The sequence below is a fragment of the Acinetobacter sp. NRRL B-65365 genome (assembly GCF_001605865.1).
Lineage (GTDB): Bacteria > Pseudomonadota > Gammaproteobacteria > Pseudomonadales > Moraxellaceae > Acinetobacter > Acinetobacter vivianii.
In genome coordinates this window covers 31081-50926 of the sequence record NZ_LRPD01000043.1, presented here as the reverse complement: position 1 = coordinate 50926, position 19846 = coordinate 31081, and the positions used below count along the sequence as shown (strand labels likewise).

Here is a 19846-nt window from a genome sequence, read left to right as displayed (position 1 = left end):
ACAATAAAAAAACAGGTCTGAGACCTGTTTTTAAATTTTGTTTTACTTATGCTGTTTTTCTTTTTTCGATTATTTTTCCGAAGAATAAGCCCAATTCAAATAAGAGCCACATAGGAACAGCGAGCATGATCATCGAAATTGCATCGGGTGGTGTAACAAACATGGCAATAAAGAAACAACCCACGACAATAAAGCGTCTTTTCTCGATCAGACTTTGTGTACTGACGACACCAATCAGAATGAGCAGAAGGGTAATTACTGGAATTTCAAAGGTTAAACCAAAGACAAGAAATAGCTTTAAGCAAAATGCTAGATAGCTATTAATATCTGTCATTGGTGCAACAGTTTCAGGCGACACGCTAATAAAGAAATGCAGAATTGAAGGGAGTGCAATGAAATAAGCAAAAGCAATCCCTGTATAAAATAAGGTAATACTGCTCAGTAATAGGGGAATGGCCAGACTTTTTTCTTTTTCATATAACGCTGGTTTTGCAAAAGACCAGATCTGGTAAATGATAAAAGGCATTGCCAGCATCAAGGCCACAAAAAAATTCAGTTTAAACGGCGCCATAAATGTTGCAGTTACATCTGTGGCAATCATCGATGAGCTTGCAGGTAGTTGTGCTCTTAATGGCTCTGAAAGTAGTTGATAAGTGCGATTGGCAAAAGGCAATAAACAAAAGAATAAAAGTAGTAATATTCCAACAATTTTAAAGAGATGTTGGCGAAGAATCATCAAATGCTTGGTGATTGGCATCTCTTCCAGCGGAATATCTTGCTCGCTGTCATTCAAGTTTGAATGAGGAAGTTGAGATGTTGAGGGTGCACTCATACAGCCACCTTTAATTCAGGAATCGAGAGAGTTGGATCGATTTGAGGAATTGGGTCAGTGAACGTGACATGCTGTGTAATATAGACTGAAGATCGTGTCGTCGTTAAATAATGATAATGTGGATGTTGTATTGTTTTTTGCAGTTGTGTTGAAGTTTCTGCTTCTAAACTGATATTTTTTTGCTGTTCTAACTCGGCGATTTGAGCCTGCATTTTTTGTTCTAGCTCAGTGATTCGCTGCATTTCCTGCTGCATCTGTTCTCGTAGCTCCGAAAGACGAAGTTCACGATCAATATCATTCTGAACATTGCTGATCATACGTTTTATTTTTGCATACCACTTACCAGCAAAACGAGCTGCTTCTGGCAGCTTATCTGGCCCAAGCACGAGTAAAGCGATAATGCCGAACACAAAAAGTTCGGACATTCCAATATTCAGCATAGTCGTACTCGCTTAGCTTTTTACCGAGCTTTCAGTATTTTTAACTTGAGCATCAATGGTGCGAGGTTCATTTAAAGGCGTCGCGACTTCATCTTCTTTCATCGATTTTTTAAAATCTTTAACCGCGCCACCGACATCTTTACCTAAGTTTTTAAGCTTCGATGTACCGAAAAGTAAAATCACCACGATTGCAAAAATCAGCACATGCCAAATCGATAAACCAGCCATAATTTTATTCCTATAAAACTTTGGATATATCTCAACAGCTAGGCATGACAAAGATGTGACACTTATATTGCAGTTTTAAGACAAACATCGGCACAACCCAAAACAGTGCTAGCATATACAGCTGCCAAATAAGCGATCAAAATTAGATAATATGACTTTTATTCTTCCACTCAGTGCCTTCATTTTCGGCTTGTTGCTTGCTCAATTTAAGCTTGCGGAGAAGTGTAAGAAAGTCTTGTCATCCTTATTGGCGCGCTTATTTATTCCAGTTGTGATTATTTACAATATGGTGTTTTATCAGGCCGGCAGTTTTGCGCTGATTCTGTTTAGTTTTCTCTCTTCCATTATTCTGTTTTATCTATTTGCTTATTATTCAAAAGATCGTTTACAAGCGCTGTGTTTTAGCTATAGCAATATCGGCTGGTTAGGCTTTCCATTTGCCATTGCCTTATTTGGCGAACAGGTCAGCGCTGCCATGATTGCGCTATATATCGGTGGTTCATTATTTGGCAATATCTGGGCAGTTGCAGCCGTTTCAGAAGGACCGGCGAATCATCTCGCAACGCTACATAAAGTTATAAAATCACCTCCTGTGCTTGCCTTATTGATTGCCTTTATCTTGTGGCTTCTGGGAGTTCAGCGCCTAGAAGGAAATATGCTGTTAGAAGGGATATATGAGATTGCCAAGTTTGGGATGAGCTTTGCTGGCATGTGTATTTTAGGAATGTGGCTGAGGCATACTCGGGTACATTTTGTAGATCTACTTTTAATTACGCGTACGCTGATGTTGAAATTATTGTGTGGCGTGCTGATCTGCGCCATGACTTATTATTTGATCCCGATTCCACAGCTTAAGTTATTGCTTCCTGTTTTGTTCTTCTTATTCTGTTTGCCGCCAGCCGCCAATATTGTGGCGTTGGAAACGCATTATCAGGGTACTGGCATTTCAGCCCGATATATTGCGGCAGGAACAATGGTGAGCTGTTTGGCCATTATTTTGTATGGCATCTTATTGCATGTAAAAAGTGCCCTCATTTAGGAGGGCACTTTAGTATTTTAAACTAGACTTGCTTTAAACAGCTGCATGGCTTGCCCGCGATGGCTGATCTTATTTTTCTCTGCCTTGCTCAGTTCAGCACTCGAAACATTGAGTTCAGGTAGCCAAAATAAAGGGTCATAACCAAAGCCATTTTCGCCACGAGCTGCCTCTAAAATCTCACCTTTCCAAATGCCTTGGAAAATTTGTGGAAGTGGATCTTCTGCATGAGTAACGAGCGCGAGTACGCAAACAAACATGCCTTCAATCACTTCGCCATCTTTACGGAAGGGTGCGAGATCGGCCAAAAGTTTTTGGTTGTTGGCAGCATCATTACCGTGTTCGCCTGCATAACGTGCAGAGTAGATGCCTGGTGCGCCACCTAGAATTGGAACACAAAGTCCTGAGTCATCTGCTAGGGCTGGTTTACCTGAAAGTTTAGAGGCATGGCGTGCTTTGATAATGGCATTTTCAACAAAGCTGAGACCGTCTTCAATTGCATCTTCAATATCCAGTTTGCCTTGAGGAATGATTTCAACAGGAAGATTGAGTTGTTGAAAGAGGTGTTCAAATTCGACCACTTTGCCTTTGTTATTACTTGCAAGAACAAGACTGCCTTGGTTGAGCCATGATTGGGTAGACATATAAATTTTAAATTCGCTTAGATTGAGTAGAATTTTAGAAATTTTTTTAAGAAATTAGTAGTGAATATGTGTGTTATAAGAAAAAAATATTAATGCCATTAGAGTTATGGTATTTTTCTAATTCTACTTAATTTTATATTTCATATGATATCAGATGTAGTTAAGAATAATTTTTAGAGGAAGATATGGATTGGCCTACACAGATTTCTAAAATGGCTTATGTTAAATATAAGATAAATGAGGCTGATATTCAAAATATTTGGCCATATCATTTGCCAGAAGTAGCGGCAACTAAAATACAGTTATTAGAAGTAGAGCAATACTTAGAAAAATTTGCTGACCCTTTATATTTCAATTTTCTTAGTTATGCGAATGGTTGGAAAGGAATATATCAATATGTTGATTTATTTGGAACAGTTGATCTAATTGCGAGCCCACTTATGAGCTATGCAAAAGGTTTATTAGATGCTATTGAGGATTCTTATTTTGATCAAAAAAATATAACTAGAAATAGTGTTTTACCTATAGCTACAACTTTGATTGATAAGGATTTATTTGTAATTGGTGCTAAAGGAACTTTAATAGAAGGCCAAGTAATATGGCTAGCAGGAGAAGAAATAGATAGATTTCCAAATTTTGAGGATTTTTTTCTTGCTATGGTGGATTACAATATTGAGGAATTCAATGATTTAAATTTCTTAAATATAAAACCGACATAGAAAGTCGGTTTTATATTTTCGCTAAATCTTACAATTAAGATTATTGCGCTTGAATCCATTTATCAGCACGGTCACGTGCAGTACGGATCTGGTCTTGAGTCAGGTTAGCCGCCAACGCCGTTTTCTTACCTTCAGAAAGTTTGATTACTTTGGTATCGAGCATGCCATCACGGGTTGAAAGCTCATACCACTGATAAGCACCCATATAGTTTTTCTTTTGCTCTTCCATCATTGCAAGATTAAAGCTGGCACGGTTATCACCATTACTTGCCGCTTTCTCGAAATAACGACGCGCTAAAGCTTCATCTTTCTTGGTACCAATACCATCGGCATACATACGGCCAACATTTAACTGCGCTGCAGATAAACCTTGATCCGCTGCGGCCTTGAATAAAGCAAATGCCTGTTTCTCATCTTTAGCAACGTCTTTACCATACTGGTAACGGGTCGCTAAATAAAACTGTGCCCCAGCCTGACCAGATTTCGCTGCGCTTTGTAATCCACCGATATCCATCACTGAATATCGCGCTGCCTGTGTTGCTACCGATTGTGGTTGGGCAACATAGTCAGCGTGCGCTTGTATACTGATCAGACCAAATAAAAATGTGCTGATTAATGTCTTTTTCATAGAGCGCTCACTCGATAAATTGCGACTTCACCAAATAGGTTCGGCATATGCTTGCTGAGCATACTACCTTGTTGGTCACCATTAACGGCAAGTCGATTAATAATTTTAATCCGGTTCTCAGCACACAAGGCTTCAAAATCGCGGAAAGTACATAAATGAATATTCGGGGTGTTATACCACATATAAGGTAAAGCTTCCGAAACAGGCATTTTCCCTTTCAATGCAAGAAAAGAACGCGTCTTCCAATGCGCAAAGTTTGGAAAAGTGATAATTGCCTGTTTGCCGACACGCACCATATCACGAAGTAATACATCAGGTGCATCTACAGCTTGCAAAGCTTGTGCCATAACCACAGAGTCAAAAGACTGGTCGGCAAAGCGACTTAAACCAAGGTTCAAGTCCTGTTGGATAATATTTAACCCCCGACTGATGGCAATTGCAATCTTTTCTTGATCAATTTCTAGCCCATAGGCACGAATATTGTGCTGTTTGCTCATATGAGCCAGCAATTCACCATCACCACAGCCTAAGTCTAACACGCTAGAGTTCGGGTTAATCCATTTTTCGGCGAGTTGTTGATCTATACGCATCAGTGCTGCTCCTGTCGTGTCGATTTCAACTGTTGTTCTCCACCTAAAAATGCCCGTAGTGTTTTCACATAGAGTGGAATAGGGAACAAGAAAGAGTCATGGCCTTGTTCAGCATCAATATCCAAGTAGCTGACAGGCTTATGATTATCAATCAACGCATCCACCAGTTCCTGTGAACGGCTTGGACTAAAACGCCAGTCCGTGGTAAATGAAATCACCAAAAATTGGCATTTCGGCTTACTCATGGCCTTTGTTAAAGAATGCTCATATTCACGGGAAGGGTCAAAATAATCCAGTGCCTTGGTCATAATCAAGTAAGTATTTGCATCGAAATTGCGACTGAATTGTTCACCTTGGTAACGCAAATAGCTTTCAACCTGAAATTCGACATCGAAACCATACATAAATTTGCCTGACTTGAGGTCACGACCAAATTTTTGCTTCATGGCTTCTTCAGACAAGTAGGTGATATGACCCACCATACGTGCCAGAATCAGGCCACGTTTTGGATAGCTGTCATTTTCCAGATAACGCCCATGATGGAAGTCTGGGTCTGACAGAATTGATTGGCGTGCAACTTCGTTAAAGGCAATATTTTGAGCTGATAATTTTGGTGCGCTGGCAATAACGGCACATTTTTTTAGGCGATCAGGATAGTCTAGTGACCATTGTAAGGCTTGCATGCCCCCTAAAGAGCCACCAATAATGGAATACCAAACCTCAACACCGAGTCGGTCAGAAAGCATGGCTTGGGTTTTGACCCAGTCGCGCACGGTAACCAGTGGAAAGTCTGGACCATAAGGACGATTTTCATTTTCAGGGTTGGGTGAGGTTGGTCCTGTAGAGCCACTACAGCCCCCGATATTATTTAATGAAACAACAAAGAAATGGTCGGTATCTATTGCTTTTCCAGGGCCAATACAGCTATCCCACCAGCCTGCTTTTTTATCATCTTCATGATGGTAGCCTGCGGCATGATGATGTCCTGAGAGTGCATGACAAATCAGAATAGCATTTGATTTATCTGCATTGAGTGTTCCATAGGTTTCAACCATTAAATCAAAACGTGGTAATACTCGACCACATTCAAGTTCTAGAGGTTGTTCAAATTGAAACTTTTGTGGTGTGACTAAACCCACTGAATCCGATGGAAAAGACACTGGAATGATTCGCCCTATAATAAATCATTAATAATAAAAGGATACCAATTCAGGTATCCTTTCAAAAGTCATTTTTTCTGATATTACAACTCAGCTTTACTGACGATTATGTGATATTTCACTCATCTAAACGGCTGCAGCAGCCACCTGATCTGTGGTCAAGACACCTTGCTCAATCAAACGGTTGGTACAGGCAATAATGGCTTCAATTGATGAGGTCACGATGTTGTCATGTACGCCAGCACCGAAAGCGCTCTTACCTGTGCCTTTCACTTGAAGTTCAATCAAGGCAAGGGCTTTGGCATTGGCACCTGAACTGATGCTACGCTCTTCATAATTCACAACATCAATTGGTAACTGTAAAGCATTTAACATGGCCGAGATCGGACCATTGCCTTCACCGCGTAGGCGTTGAATTTCGCCGTCAATTTCAACGTCTAATTCAATGATTTGTGTACCATTAATATCCGACAATTGATAATGCTTGGTGTGATAATGACTGTTTTTTACATCCACATAGGTTTTTTCAAATAAAGACCAGATTTCATGGGCGCTGATTTCAGTACCATTTTCATCGGTATGTTGCTGTACGATCTGGCTGAATTCGATTTGAACACGACGTGGCAAGGCAACGTTGTAATTCGATTCTAACAAGTAAGCAATACCGCCTTTACCAGATTGGCTATTCACACGGATCACCGCATCATAGTCACGACCTAAATCTTTAGGATCGATTGGTAAATAAGGCATATCCCAGATTTCTTCGTTTTTCTGGAACTCGAAGCCTTTCTTAATCGCATCCTGATGTGAACCAGAGAACGCGGTAAAGACTAAATCACCAGCATATGGATGACGAGGATGCACAGGTAAACCCGTACATTCTTCAACCGTTGCAATGACTTCATTGATATTGGAGAAGTCCAAGTTTGGTGCAACACCTTGGGTATACATGTTCAAGGCAATTGCAGCAACGTCAACATTACCCGTACGTTCACCATTTCCAAACACACAGCCTTCAACTCGGTCAGCACCTGCCATAATTGCTAACTCAGACGCTGCGATACCGCAACCACGGTCATTGTGACAATGCACAGAAATAATCACGCCATCACGACGCGCCAAGTTACGGTGCATCCATTCGATTTGATCGGCATAGACATTCGGCGTTGAAACTTCCACGGTTGCAGGCAAGTTCAATATAACTTTATTGGTTGGAGATGCTTCCCAAATCTCAGTCACAGCATCACAAACATCTTTGGCAACTTCTAATTCTGTTGCAGAGAAACATTCAGGACTGTATTGGAAAATCCATTCTGTTGCAGGGTATTGCACTGCATATTCTTTAACTTTACTTGCTGCATTAATCGCAAGCTGCTTTGAGCCATTGGCATCGACATTCAAAACTTTCTTACGGAATGTTGGAGAGTTTGAGTTGTAGATATGCACGATGGCACGTTCTGCACCGACTAATGCCTCAAAAGTACGTTCAATCAAATGATCACGTGCTTGCACCAATACTTCGATATACACATCGTCAGGGATCAAATTTTCTTCGATTAACATACGGGCGAAATCGAAGTCGATTTGTGAAGCAGAAGGGAAGCCGATTTCAATATGTTTAAAGCCAATCTTGACCAACATTTTGAACATTTTTAATTTTTGATCCATGTTCATCGGTTCAAAAATTGCCTGATTACCGTCGCGAAGGTCAGTACTCATCCAGATTGGCGCTTGATTGATTTCATTATTTGGCCATTGGCGATCTGGTAAATCGACGCGTTGGTACATACGGCGGTATTTTTTGCTTGGGTCAGCCAACATCATGAGATAACTCCTTGTCGTAGCATGGTTGCTGAGTCAAATAAAAGGCAACGTGCTACAAATATATATGGTGTCTATAAGAATTAATTTAAAGCGAATTTGGGGATCGAGTGCCTAAAAATGTAGGCAAAAAATTTATACGCGCGCGAGGCGCAGCATCAGGAGAAGAACAGCAGCGAGATGTGTTGTATGAGACGGTTGGGTAAAGCCGCGATTTGTTTTCATCATCTACCATTCGTATGGGTTATTTAATTTTGCAGTTATATTAATCATCTAACTGTGATCAGTCTAGGCGAAAATACAGACGGCTGCAAAGGTCTATAAAACATTTTAAAGACAATGAATGGAAAATATTTCCCTGTTTTTTGCGCTATTTTAATTTTAATGGGGAAAATTTCCCGTAATTTTAATGATTAGAGATAAAAAAATTAATTTTATCTCTATGGGTTGAAAAGTATGCGAATTAGAGTTCAGACCACATCCGAATCAGATTGTGGTAAATGTTGGTGAGTTTCATCACTTCTGGATAAGCATCGCCATGAGTTTTACGCAATTCACGGATACTTTCATCTAGTGTAAACAATAGGTGACGCTTACTATCGTCCCGAATCAGGCTTTGTACCCAGAAGAATGAAGCGAAACGGGTGCCAGAGTTAATACTACTGACTTCATGCAAACTGGTTGATGGATAAAGCACGACATCACCAGCAGGAAGTTTAATCTCATGGTAGCCATAGGTATCTTCAATCACCAGTTCACCACCTTCATATTCTTCCGGTTCGCTTAAGAACAAGGTGCATGATAAATCAGTGCGGATTTGTTCAGAAGAACCACGAATCAGACGAATCGAATTATCGACATGAAAGCCAAAGCTTTCAGACTCATCATAACGATTGAACAAGGGCGGAATAATTTTATGCGGTAATGCTGCGGCTTGAAACAATGGATTTTGCCAAATTGCTTTAATCACAATCTCGCTAAGTGCATGGGTCAGCGGATCTTGTTCTGAAAGTTGTTGATTTTGTTTCACTGAAGCAGAGAGGGTACCCGCAGTCACTTTCCCACCCACCCAATTTGCATCTGCCATTAACAGGCGGAACTCTGCAACTTGTTCTTTGCTTAATACATTTGGGATATGATGGATCACGGTGAACACCTTTTGAATATTTATTGCATTTGTAAAAATAGCCTCATGACGAGGCTATTTTATATGAACTAAGTTGAATGCCGTAAAGTTATTATGGCTTTTGCTTAGTATTTAAAGTTAATGGCTAAGACAGCATTACGACCATTACCTTCATTTGCATAATGAGCAGCATGTGCACCTGTAAAGTAACGTTTATCACCAATGTTATTCACATTCAGTTGTACATTTACATTCTTATCTACATCATATTTTGCCATCGCATTGTAGATGGTATAAGTCGGTAAGAATTTAGGTGTAGTGGTATTCGCGAATACTTTATCTTGGTATTGAACGCCAGCACCTAAAGTAAGTTTAGGGATGACTTTGTACGTTGACCATAATGTTGCACTGTTTTTAGCAACAAATGGTAATTGTTTTCCTTCAGCCAATAGGCCCGCAGCGTTTTGATTACCTTTAGTTAACTCACTGTCTAAGTAACTATAACCTGCAGCAATATCCCATTTTTCAGTAATTTTGCCATTTAAGCCAAGCTCAAAACCATCAACTTTACTGTTACCAATATTACGAGTATCTCCATTAGAGTCTGTTACACGTGAATCGGTTTTTTCTGTACGGAAAATTGCAGCGGTCACGTTAGCACGCTGATTAAATAGATCCCACTTCGTCCCTAATTCAATCGTACGGGCTTTTTCTGGTTTCAAGTCTAGATAAGCAGCGCCAAGATCATTTTCACCATCACCTTGGCTAATACCTACAGGACTTGCAGAGGTTGCGTAGCTTGCATAAATGCTACCTTGTTCTGTTGGTTTATAAACGACACCAGCTTGATAAGAGAAATAATCTGTATCGCTTTTAATTTTTACGCCTGTTGCTTTTGTAACTTGTTCTGTATCAAATTTATCCCAACGAACACCAAGGTCGAGTAACCATTGAGGATGCAATTCAATACTATCTAACGCATAGATAGAAGTTGTTTTACTGGTTACGGTATTAATTGAAGTTGGATTAATATCAATCTTGCCTAACCATGGGTCATTTGGATTCGGGTTATTTAAATCCGTACACCAGTAGTTTGAAGAAGCGCCAACACCTAAAGAACACGCTCCATCAATTGCCGAACCATTATTAACGTTTACGCCATTTACTGAGTCCGTTAATAGATACGATGCTTTATCGGTTTCTTGATGAGCATATTCTGCTCCTACATTAAAGCTGTGCTTGATTATTCCGGTATTGAATTTCCCTTTTAAAGAAAGTTGATCACCAAAGGCATCCGTATCTCTAGTGTGGCCATTTGAGCGACGCCATACTTCACCATTGTAGATGTTGCCTTTAGAGTCATCAGGCATAGAGTTGACATAATCAGCTTTCGATTTAGTGTAGGTCGCGACGTTAGTCAGCGTTAAATTCTCATTAAAGTCATGTTCTAATTTTAATGTACCGATATGATTTTCGCGTTTATCAAAATCACGTGCTTTCCAGCCATAGTAAGTGCCTTGCTTCACATGAACAGGTCGACCATCACCTTTTTCAGTGCCAGTTGGCGCATTGGTTGGAACATTTGAATTATTAAATGGAATACCCGCATCTGGCTCATCATTACTTTTTAAGAAATAATAGCTAAGTGTTGCGCGGTTTGGGCTACCCAAACCTAAGCTAATGCTCGGTGCGATACCAACACGAGCATATTCGGCGCCATTGTGTTGACCTGGTTTGTCATTTTCATGACCCATAACCACAACACGGCCTGCTGTGCCATTACCAAAGTCTTTGTTGGCATCAAGTTGAATATGGCGATAGTTATCTGTACCCCCTTGAATACTACCTTGATAGACATCGCCTTCATGTGCAACTTTAGTCACTAGATTGATACTGCCACCGATGCTACCACCACCACCCAGTGCAGATGAAGAGCCTTTAATCACTTCAACTTGTTCAACGGCGAACATATCACGGCTTTGTGAAGTGGCATTACGAACGCCATCAATATAAATAGAGTTTTGACTGTTATAGCCACGGATAATCGGCATATCTGTATAAGGTGTGCCACCTTCACCAGCACCTAAAGTAATCCCTGGCTCATAACGAAGTGCTTCAAGTAAGGTATTTGAGTTGGTGTCTTTAAGCAGTTTTTGCGACAGAATAGAGACTGATTTTGGTGTGTCTTTAAGTGGAGCAACAAATTTTGCATTTGCAGACTGATCTACTTTTAAAGACTCTTCTTTTGCTGCGTGTGCATGAATTGTTGGCAGTTGAACTGCTTGATCCTGAGCAATGGCTGGCATCGCAATGACTGAAAGTGATGATGCTATTGCAGAAGAGACAAGTTTCTTCCGTGATTTGATAAAAGACATGAGGCACGCCTAGACTGTGTAAAAATTTATGCAAAGAATAATCATTCTTATTTCTATATTCATTTGTTTGAAATTGATTTTTTCAATCTCTTAAGCTTCTAATTATGGAAATATGAATAAAGTTTTGTTCTAAAATGTAGTTAATTTGTTGATTTTTTTCTTTAATCTATAAAAACGATTGTGTTTTAAAAATTAACTTTTAATTTAGATTTTGTGATTTTTTTCATTTGAATGAAGCGGGTTTTAATTTTTTTATATCTAGTCAATATGAAAACTTTTGAATATCAGCTTGTTATTTTTAATGGAAAAGAGAAGTGGGAGTAAAAGTTAAAAGCTCATGAATATGATCGAACGCTCGGATTGAAAAGTGATCGCAGTTTTAACGTTTAGATTATTTTTGCCAGTGTATCAATACTGACTAAATTATGAATTTATAAGCATGACGTGATTGGGGAATAAGTATAAAAAAACCCTGCAAATGCAGGGTCTTCATTAAAGAAAATTAAAAACGGGCGTTAATACTTAGCCAAAAGTTACGCGCTTTATCTTTATTGTTGTAATCATCTAGATAGATTGGGGTATATGATCCGTCGCCATTGTCGGTAAAGGTGGTTGAATAAGAAGTGAAATCTTCATCCAATAAGTTGTTAACGCGACCATGAATGGTAAACATATCATTAACTTTATAGCTCGCACCTAAGTTAAATACACCATAACGTTTGTAGTAAAGTTCATTACCATTGATATCTACACTACGAAAACGTTTAGAGTTTGTTTCATAAGCTACATAAGTTGAAAGTTTATCAGTGATATTAAAATCTACTGCGACGTTTGCCATATGTTTTGCACTATTGCTTAAAGGTTTCCCTTTATCGGCACCACTTTTTTGCTCACTATCAGTATAGGTATAATTACCGCGTAAAGCAGCAATATTTTCTACCATCTGCCAACGCCCAGCGAGTTCAGCTCCTTGAATTACGACTTCATCAATATTGACTGTTTTGGTGCTGGTCGCATATCCCAATTCAGCATATTCGCCTGTATTAGAGCAGGTTAAGTTTGTGCCTGTACCACACGGTTGTGAAGCGATCTTGTCTTCGAATTTGTTGTGGAATACTGTTGCATTAAAACTATGTCCAGCAGGATGTTGCCAATAGGCTGCCAATTCTGAACTGATACTGGTTTCTGGTTTTAAATCGGGATTTCCAAACATTGGTGAAGTACCTTGACCACCAAAACCGACTACTCCATCATAAAGTTGAGTGGTCTTTGGTGGTTTATATCCTGTACTTACACCACCTTTAATGGTCCATTGGTCATTAAAGGTATAAACTCCATAGATACGTGGACTAAACTGGTCACCAAATACTTCATGGTTATCGTAACGAATCCCTGTAGTGAGAGCGAAAGGTGCGAAGATATTCCAAGTATCTTCAAGAAACAGGGACCACATATTGTTTTCTTGTTTCCCGCCAGATGTTCCTTCTTCCATACCAAAGACGCCATCAATTAATTCACCACGAGAAATTTGTGTACCAACAATGGTCTTATGTGAACCAGCTAATTCAAATGGAATATCTAGTTTTGCATCTAGTGTCCACTGATTGCTTTCTAAAGTACGCTTTTGGCGAGGTAAAAAGGTATCTTCAGCTATTCGTTTACGTTCAGCTTCTGATAAACCTGCATAATCGCCTGTTCCCTGAATCATCTGAAGTAACTGTTTACGCTCTGCAACGGTAAATGGTAAGGTCCGTCCTTGATTGTTAGTTTGAACATATCCTAACGATACGAAACTTTTTGCCCAATCCCAATCTCCTTCATGCGTTAAAGCGAAGGCATCACGCTCAAACTTCTGACTATCACTGTAGCCTACTCGAGGTTGTGCGCTGGTTATGCCGCCAGCTTTACCAGTTCGCCAAATTGTATTAATACTATCTACTGTACCTAACGGATATTCTTCTGTACCGTCTGGCTTAATGATAGGTTTATTATCGTATTTCTGACGAGAAATATCATAATCAAAAACTAAGCTTTGATTATCTGTTGGTTTCCAACTGAGACTGAAACCAAGTGCATGGTTGGTATTGTCAACAGTCTTACCGCCGCCACCAAAACCAAGAGACCGGTAATGAACAGTTCCCGCTGGATCAGTGACAGATTCAAAATCAGGTGTAGAAGCATCGCGCTCATAAATACTTCCACGTATTGCTAAACCAAGTACATCCTTAATGATTGGGCCTGCAATATTGAAATCGGCAGTTGTATCCTCACCAAAACTATCATCAGTTTGATGGGTACGACCAACGCTGACTGAACCAGTCCAAGTATCTGTGACTTTCTTGGTAATAATATTGATTACACCGCCCATTGCCTCAGAGCCATACAAGGTTGATGCTGGACCACGAATCACCTCGATACGTTCAATCGCGTCCAATGGTGGGATATGGTTAAACTGGTTACCATTAAAACTGTTGGGGTAAATGTCCCCGTGGTTATTTTGTTTACGTCCATTTACTAAAATCAAGGTGTAGTCTGATCCCATACCGCGAATGGAAATGGTTCCTTGTCCCGTTTTATCACGTGTTTCACCTACATCGACTCCTTCAAGATCTCGTACTGCATCTAATAAAGTCATATAGGGTTTTTTTTCTAGCTCCTCTTTAGTGATTACTGAAATAGAAGCTGGTGCATTGGTTAATTTTTGTTCATATCCTGCAGCCGATACCACAATGGTGGCGAGCTGGTGTGTATTGGTGTTTTCAGATGTTGTTGTCGTATCAGCAAAAGCCGAAGTGGTCATTGCCCCAAGTAATGCAAAAGAAAGCGGGGATAAATTAAATTTACTCATAACTAGAGTTCCAAAGCTGGACGAGAAAAAAATAGAACAAATGCTCAAAATCATTACGAATTATAATGATAATATTTATCATTAACAACAAAAAGTAACATTCAATTTAAGATTCATTTAAGAAAACTATGATTTCGAACAAAATGAAAAATATATTTGCTTTTTTAGCTTCCGATTTTGTATATCCAGAAAGTTGTCATATAATGTGGCACTTTAAAAATTGTTATTACTAACTATATATCGAGGAAGCCATGCAAGTAACGACTGAAGCGGTTTCGGGCGTTGCCCGTCGTTTAAATGTTTCTGTACCGACGAGCCGTGTTAACGAGCAATTTGAAGCTCGCTTACAACGCACTGCCAAAACTGTGAAGATCAACGGCTTCCGTCCAGGTAAAGTGCCTTTGAATGTTGTACGCCGTGAATATGGTGCAGGCATTTATCAAGAAGTTGTGAATGACATCATTCGTGACACCGTATTTGAAGCAATTCAACAAGAAAAAATCAATGCAGTCGGTATGCCGAACATTGAGAAAGTTGAAAACAAAGATGATGCTTTAGTTTTTGAAGCAACTGTTGAAGTTTATCCAGAAGTTGAAGTGAAAGCTTTTGCTGACTTGGAAGTTGAACGTAAATCATCAGAAATCAACGATAAAGACGTTGATGTGATGATCGAAAACTTGCAAAAACAACGTCAAACTTGGGCTGTAACCAAAGGTATGGCGAAGAAAGACATGCAAGTGACTTTCGACTTCGAAGGTACTGTTGATGGTGAAAAGTTTGAAGGCGGCGCTGCTGAAGACTTTAAACTTGTACTTGGTTCAGGTCGTATGATCCCAGGTTTTGAAGACGGTATCGTTGGTATGAAAGCTGGCGAAGAAAAAGTTATCGATGTAACTTTCCCAGAAGATTACCAAGCTGAAAACTTGGCTGGTAAAGCTGCTCAATTCAAAATCACTGTGAAGCAAGTTGAAAAACCAAAACTTCCAGAAATCGATGCTGAATTCTTAAAAATCTTTGGTTTAACTGAAGAAGAAGGCTTAGACAAGTTAAAAGCTGACGTTCGTAAGAATATGGAGCGTGAAGTTCGCAACGGTCTTCGTAACCAAGTTAAACAAGCTGCATTTGATGCGCTTGTTGCTGCTAACGAAATCGAAGTTCCAGCATCTATGGTTGCTCAAGAAATTGACCGTCAACGTCAACAAATGATCCAGCAATTCACTCAACAGTTTGGTGCTCAAGGTGCAGGCGCATTTGACAGCAGCATGCTTCCAGATGAATTGTTCAAAGAGCAAGCTGAAAAATCAGTGAAGCTTGGTGTATTGGTAAGCAAAGTATTGGCTGATGCTAAACTTGAGGTTGACCAATCACGTGTTGATGCTTACATCGATGACATGGCTTCTTCTTATGAAGATCCAACAGAAGTTGTTGAATACTTCAAAAATGACAAACAACAACGTGCTCAAATCGAAGCTGTTGTGTTAGAAGATCAAGTTGTTGATCACATCTTAGCTGCTGCTAAAGTAAAAGATGTTGCGATCAGCTACGAAGACTTATTGAAAGAACAACAAGCTCGTCGTGGCTAATCTTTCAAAAGTTGATTAAAGAAAAAGGCGCTTAATGCGCCTTTTTCTTTAGGATTAAGTTATATACATTGGGTAGATCGTTAAAAAATGAATTGTGCAGCTACGGCTTGAATTCTGTTCTATTATTTAGCATGTGAAATACGAGGGAGCGGGGCTTGTAGAATTCGAAAATTTCTATCCTCGAAAGTATTGATGCAAGTGCTTAAAACCCTATGTTATGAAAGTGTTAATTTCTCGAAAAATTACCAGATTTTAGTCTAAATAATCGAATATTTCAGATTGAACCTTTTGCAATTTCATCGATTATCCCTCATATTGTTGGCATAGATCGAGTCACAATAATTTAGGAATAAGTAAACGTATGTATGTTCCAACAATTGAAAATGCTTTAGTTCCTGTTGTCGTTGAACAATCATCTCGTGGTGAGCGTTCATTCGATATTTTTTCACGTCTATTACGTGAGCGTGTTATTTTCTTAACGGGTGAAGTTGAAGATAACATGGCGAACTTAATCGTTGCGCAGATGTTATTTCTTGAAGCAGAAAATCCAGAAAAAGACATCCATCTTTACATCAACTCACCAGGTGGCTCGGTAACTGCAGGTATGGCGATTTATGACACCATGCAGTTTATTAAACCTGATGTTGTAACTTATTGCATGGGACAAGCAGCATCAATGGGTGCATTCTTGTTGAATGCGGGTGCGAAAGGGAAACGTTACTGTCTTGAAAATGCACGTGTCATGATTCACCAGCCACTCGGTGGTTTCCGTGGTCAGGCATCTGATATCGAAATTCATGCGCGTGAAATTCTCTTTATTAAAGAGCGTTTAAACCGCTTGATGGCTGAACATAGTGGTCAGGACTATGAAACTGTTGCACGTGACACAGATCGTGACAATTTCATGACTGCACAAGCAGCCAAAGAATATGGTTTAGTAGATGAAGTGCTGAGCAAACGTCCCTGATTTTTAGGACCTAAGTTTAAGATTTAAGTTGTGGAGTAAATATGTCCGAACATCCTCAAGGACAAAAACATTGTTCATTTTGTGGTAAGACGCAATCTGAAGTTGGAAAATTGATTGCTGGTGAGGACGCATATATTTGTAATGAGTGTGTGGATGTCTGCTTGGACCTAGTACAAACTAGTCAACAAGTTGAAGCTGGCGATTGGGCAACTAAAGCTTTGCCGAAACCACATGAAATACGTGCTGCCTTAGATCAGTATGTTATTGGGCAAGATGTTGCAAAGAAAACCTTATCTGTTGCCGTCTACAACCACTATAAGCGTTTAAAAGTGGGTCAGTCGACTCATGGCCATCAAGATATTGAAATTGCGAAAAGTAATATTTTGCTGATCGGCCCTACAGGTTCAGGTAAAACATTATTGGCGCAAACGCTTGCACGTTTACTCGATGTACCGTTTGCGATGGCAGATGCAACTACTTTAACCGAAGCAGGTTATGTGGGTGAAGATGTTGAAAACATCGTGCAGAAGTTATTGCAAAAAGCGGATTACGATGTAGAAAAAGCGCAGAAAGGCATTATCTATATTGATGAGATTGATAAGATTACGCGTAAATCTGAAAATCCTTCAATTACCCGTGATGTGTCTGGTGAAGGCGTACAACAAGCATTATTAAAAATGATTGAAGGTACGGTTGCTTCTATTCCGCCACAAGGTGGTCGTAAGCATCCACAGCAAGAATTCATCCAGATTGATACCGCAAATATCCTGTTTATTTGTGGTGGTGCATTCTCTGGGCTGGAAAAAATTGTACAGCAACGTCAAGAGAAGGGCGGGATTGGTTTTACCGCTGATGTGAAGAATAAAGATGACAGTAAAAAAGTCTCTGAATTGTTCCGTCAGGTGGAAGCTACTGATCTGGTTAAATTTGGTTTGATTCCTGAATTTATTGGTCGTTTGCCAGTGATTGCAACTTTGGAAGAACTGGATGAAGAAGCATTGATGCAGATTCTGACAGAGCCTAAAAATGCATTGACGCGTCAATACCAGTACCTGTTCACGATGGAAGATGTCGATCTTGTCTTTGATGAGTCTGCATTACGTGCAGTAGCGAAAAAAGCGCTAGATCGTAATACAGGTGCACGTGGCCTGCGTTCAATTCTGGAAAATGTGTTGCTTGAAACCATGTATGACTTACCAAGTCGTACGGATGTGGGCACGGTTATTGTAGACGAAGCGGTCATTAATGGTACGGCGAAGCCAACCTTTAAGCCTGAACGTCTACCACAGACAGGCACACCTGAACTGATTGAAAAGAAGGATTTGAAGGTGGTCGATTCTAAATCGGCTTAATTCTCGTCCATCTGAAAAAGCATGAAAGGCTTGGCTTTTCATGCTTTTTTTATTTGCAATTGGGCAACGAGGTGTTAATCTTAAAATTGAAAAAAATCCGCATAGTTTTGCGTTGTTAAAAATAAATTCAAGAAAACGCCTTGAGGGATGTCATGCGTTATTTAATATTGTCATTATGTTGTGCAGGGGTGCTCGCTGGCTGTCAAAGCCATAAAGCTGTTGAAGAAAAACCAACCGCACTGACAGCAACATTACCCCCTGTGGATACAGAAAAAGAACCGGGTTTATTTGATCAATATCATGTTGGCGGTTTTAGTGTGGGCGGCTGGGTCAATCAAAAATTAGGTCAGTATTTCGCGCCAGTTAAACCGCAAAATGAACAAGCAGCGGTGGTCTATTTATATCGTCCTGATACGCGCTGGAACCGTCAGGAAATTGCTGCGGCCAATTTATTCATTAACGGACACCGTATTCCAAGTCTATTGCATAATCACTATTACTGGCTGGAGCTACCCGCAGGCACCTATCGTCTGAGTGTGAGCCGACCATTGGCTGGACTACATTTCCAAAAGCCGAAATATCTGGATTTTACGGTAGATGCGGCTCAGACTTATTTCATCAAGTATGACGAAGAAAATAAGATTTCCCGCAGTGAGCATACGGGGCCATTTATGATCATGCCAGATAAAGTGGCGCATCAGGAAATTGCCTTTACCCGTTTAAAATCATCCAGCTATAACTTTGTTGCGCAGGATGCATCAGGTAAAGTGCGTTCTAAACCGCAAGAGTTAAAACCAGCGAAGTATGATGCAAAGACTGAGGTACATCTGGTCAAACCATTTAAGCTTTGGAATCCTCTGACCTGGTAATCATGACAATAAAAAGAGCCGTTTATTCTTCTTGAATCAGCGGTTTTATAATCGTAAGAAACTGCTCTTTAAGTTGTGAACTTTGTTCAGGGTCGCTCAAGGTTTTTTGACTGATATTATTCATGTATTGAAAAACGTGAGTGGTGATTTGCAGTGTCTTTTGATTAATCGACTGGCCTTCAGGTGTTTTTAAAAATTTTAAATAGGCTTGGACTTCTTCTTCACTGAGTGCATCTGCGTAGATTTTTTCAATCGCTTGAATGGTTTCAGGTCGAGCAAACATTTTTGAGCTGGTTTCTTTTAATAATTGACTGAGCTCCAGCATCGCTAGATGTTCTTGTGTTGTGGTGAGTTCATCTTTACCCAATACCCGTAATAGAATATTTTCAGCCTCAAGATCCAGTGTTGGCTGCATCTCATCCAGTGAGGTATTTAAGACATATTCAAGGTCACTGAGCTTGATCAGTTCTTTGATCGATTTGTTTTGTGCGGGAGATGCAAAGGCGTGCTGGATGTTGCCGAGTAAGCTCAGACCAAGCAGCATGCTGAGTAAATATTTATTCATTTGCATTTCCTTATTCTTCTCATCTTTATAATCTAGCAGAAGCTTTAGGCAAAAAAATAGCCG

The 19846-nt window shown here is 39.8% G+C and carries 18 protein-coding genes; 6 read left to right on the top strand and 12 right to left on the bottom strand.

The genetic code is table 11. The annotated features are described in order from the left end of the window. Positions 1 to 46: 46 nt before the first annotated feature. The 3 genes from tatC to tatA are packed head-to-tail and all read right to left on the bottom strand — an operon-like array spanning position 47 to position 1500. Complete coding sequence (gene tatC, locus AWW72_RS14640; protein ID WP_062847828.1) at positions 47 to 832, bottom strand: twin-arginine translocase subunit TatC; 786 nt, start codon at positions 830 to 832, stop codon at positions 47 to 49. Further along, positions 829 to 1272 (bottom strand): Sec-independent protein translocase protein TatB, encoded by a 444-nt coding sequence (gene tatB, locus AWW72_RS14635; RefSeq protein ID WP_062847827.1) that lies wholly within the window; start codon positions 1270 to 1272, stop codon positions 829 to 831. Before tatB ends, tatC begins: the two co-directional genes overlap by 4 nt. 12 nt (positions 1273 to 1284) lie before the next feature. Beyond that, complete coding sequence (tatA, locus tag AWW72_RS14630; RefSeq protein ID WP_005259752.1) at positions 1285 to 1500, bottom strand: Sec-independent protein translocase subunit TatA; 216 nt, start codon at positions 1498 to 1500, stop codon at positions 1285 to 1287. A gap of 151 nt (positions 1501 to 1651) precedes the next feature. On the opposite strand from tatA, the gene AWW72_RS14625 reads away from it, so the two are divergent. Then, positions 1652 to 2539, top strand: a complete 888-nt coding sequence (locus tag AWW72_RS14625; protein WP_047430596.1) for an AEC family transporter — start codon at positions 1652 to 1654, stop codon at positions 2537 to 2539. A gap of 17 nt (positions 2540 to 2556) precedes the next feature. On the opposite strand, the gene rdgB is transcribed toward AWW72_RS14625, so the two are convergent. Continuing rightward, on the bottom strand, positions 2557 to 3180 hold the full coding sequence (gene rdgB / locus AWW72_RS14620) for an RdgB/HAM1 family non-canonical purine NTP pyrophosphatase (protein WP_004775805.1): 624 nt from the start codon (positions 3178 to 3180) through the stop codon (positions 2557 to 2559). Positions 3181 to 3365: 185 nt separating this feature from the next. Between rdgB and AWW72_RS14615 the strand changes: the two genes are divergently transcribed. Further along, a complete protein-coding gene (locus tag AWW72_RS14615; RefSeq protein ID WP_047430599.1) occupies positions 3366 to 3899 on the top strand; it encodes a hypothetical protein in 534 nt (177 codons plus the stop codon). Between the two features lie 40 nt (positions 3900 to 3939). Here AWW72_RS14615 and AWW72_RS14610 read toward each other — a convergent pair whose 3' ends face one another. The 7 genes from AWW72_RS14610 to AWW72_RS14580 all read right to left on the bottom strand — a co-directional run bounded on the left by AWW72_RS14610 (position 3940) and on the right by AWW72_RS14580 (position 14447). Next, positions 3940 to 4527, bottom strand: coding sequence for a tetratricopeptide repeat protein (locus AWW72_RS14610; RefSeq protein ID WP_047430602.1), 588 nt, complete (start codon positions 4525 to 4527; stop codon positions 3940 to 3942). Continuing rightward, positions 4524 to 5117: a methionine biosynthesis protein MetW gene (gene metW / locus AWW72_RS14605; RefSeq protein ID WP_004775800.1), complete on the bottom strand. Its 594-nt coding sequence runs from the start codon at positions 5115 to 5117 to the stop codon at positions 4524 to 4526. Before metW ends, AWW72_RS14610 begins: the two co-directional genes overlap by 4 nt. Next, positions 5117 to 6277, bottom strand: coding sequence for a homoserine O-succinyltransferase MetX (gene metX, locus AWW72_RS14600; protein ID WP_004775798.1), 1161 nt, complete (start codon positions 6275 to 6277; stop codon positions 5117 to 5119). Before metX ends, metW begins: the two co-directional genes overlap by 1 nt. A gap of 126 nt (positions 6278 to 6403) precedes the next feature. Further along, complete coding sequence (gene leuA / locus AWW72_RS14595; protein WP_062847826.1) at positions 6404 to 8101, bottom strand: 2-isopropylmalate synthase; 1698 nt, start codon at positions 8099 to 8101, stop codon at positions 6404 to 6406. A 460-nt stretch (positions 8102 to 8561) separates the two neighbouring features. Beyond that, positions 8562 to 9245, bottom strand: a complete 684-nt coding sequence (locus AWW72_RS14590; RefSeq protein ID WP_062847825.1) for a Fe2+-dependent dioxygenase — start codon at positions 9243 to 9245, stop codon at positions 8562 to 8564. A gap of 104 nt (positions 9246 to 9349) precedes the next feature. Beyond that, positions 9350 to 11599, bottom strand: a complete 2250-nt coding sequence (locus tag AWW72_RS14585; RefSeq protein ID WP_062847824.1) for a TonB-dependent receptor — start codon at positions 11597 to 11599, stop codon at positions 9350 to 9352. 502 nt (positions 11600 to 12101) lie between these two features. Then, positions 12102 to 14447 carry a TonB-dependent receptor domain-containing protein gene (locus AWW72_RS14580; protein WP_062847823.1) on the bottom strand — a complete coding sequence of 782 codons (2346 nt, stop codon included), beginning with the start codon at positions 14445 to 14447 and terminating at the stop codon, positions 12102 to 12104. A 251-nt stretch (positions 14448 to 14698) separates the two neighbouring features. On the opposite strand from AWW72_RS14580, the gene tig reads away from it, so the two are divergent. The 4 genes from tig (at position 14699) to AWW72_RS14560 (ending at position 19218) form a co-directional block, all read left to right on the top strand. Further along, entirely contained in the window at positions 14699 to 16030 is a 1332-nt protein-coding gene (tig, locus tag AWW72_RS14575) for a trigger factor (protein ID WP_004775791.1), read from the top strand. A 361-nt stretch (positions 16031 to 16391) separates the two neighbouring features. Further along, positions 16392 to 16997 (top strand): ATP-dependent Clp endopeptidase proteolytic subunit ClpP, encoded by a 606-nt coding sequence (gene clpP / locus AWW72_RS14570; RefSeq protein WP_004775790.1) that lies wholly within the window; start codon positions 16392 to 16394, stop codon positions 16995 to 16997. 41 nt (positions 16998 to 17038) lie between these two features. Then, positions 17039 to 18349, top strand: a complete 1311-nt coding sequence (gene clpX, locus AWW72_RS14565) for an ATP-dependent Clp protease ATP-binding subunit ClpX (RefSeq protein WP_004775788.1) — start codon at positions 17039 to 17041, stop codon at positions 18347 to 18349. A 152-nt stretch (positions 18350 to 18501) separates the two neighbouring features. After that, a complete protein-coding gene (locus AWW72_RS14560) occupies positions 18502 to 19218 on the top strand; it encodes a DUF2846 domain-containing protein (RefSeq protein ID WP_005259721.1) in 717 nt (238 codons plus the stop codon). A 22-nt stretch (positions 19219 to 19240) separates the two neighbouring features. On the opposite strand, the gene AWW72_RS14555 is transcribed toward AWW72_RS14560, so the two are convergent. Beyond that, positions 19241 to 19783, bottom strand: coding sequence for a DUF2059 domain-containing protein (locus AWW72_RS14555; RefSeq protein ID WP_062847822.1), 543 nt, complete (start codon positions 19781 to 19783; stop codon positions 19241 to 19243). Positions 19784 to 19846 lie beyond the last annotated feature (63 nt).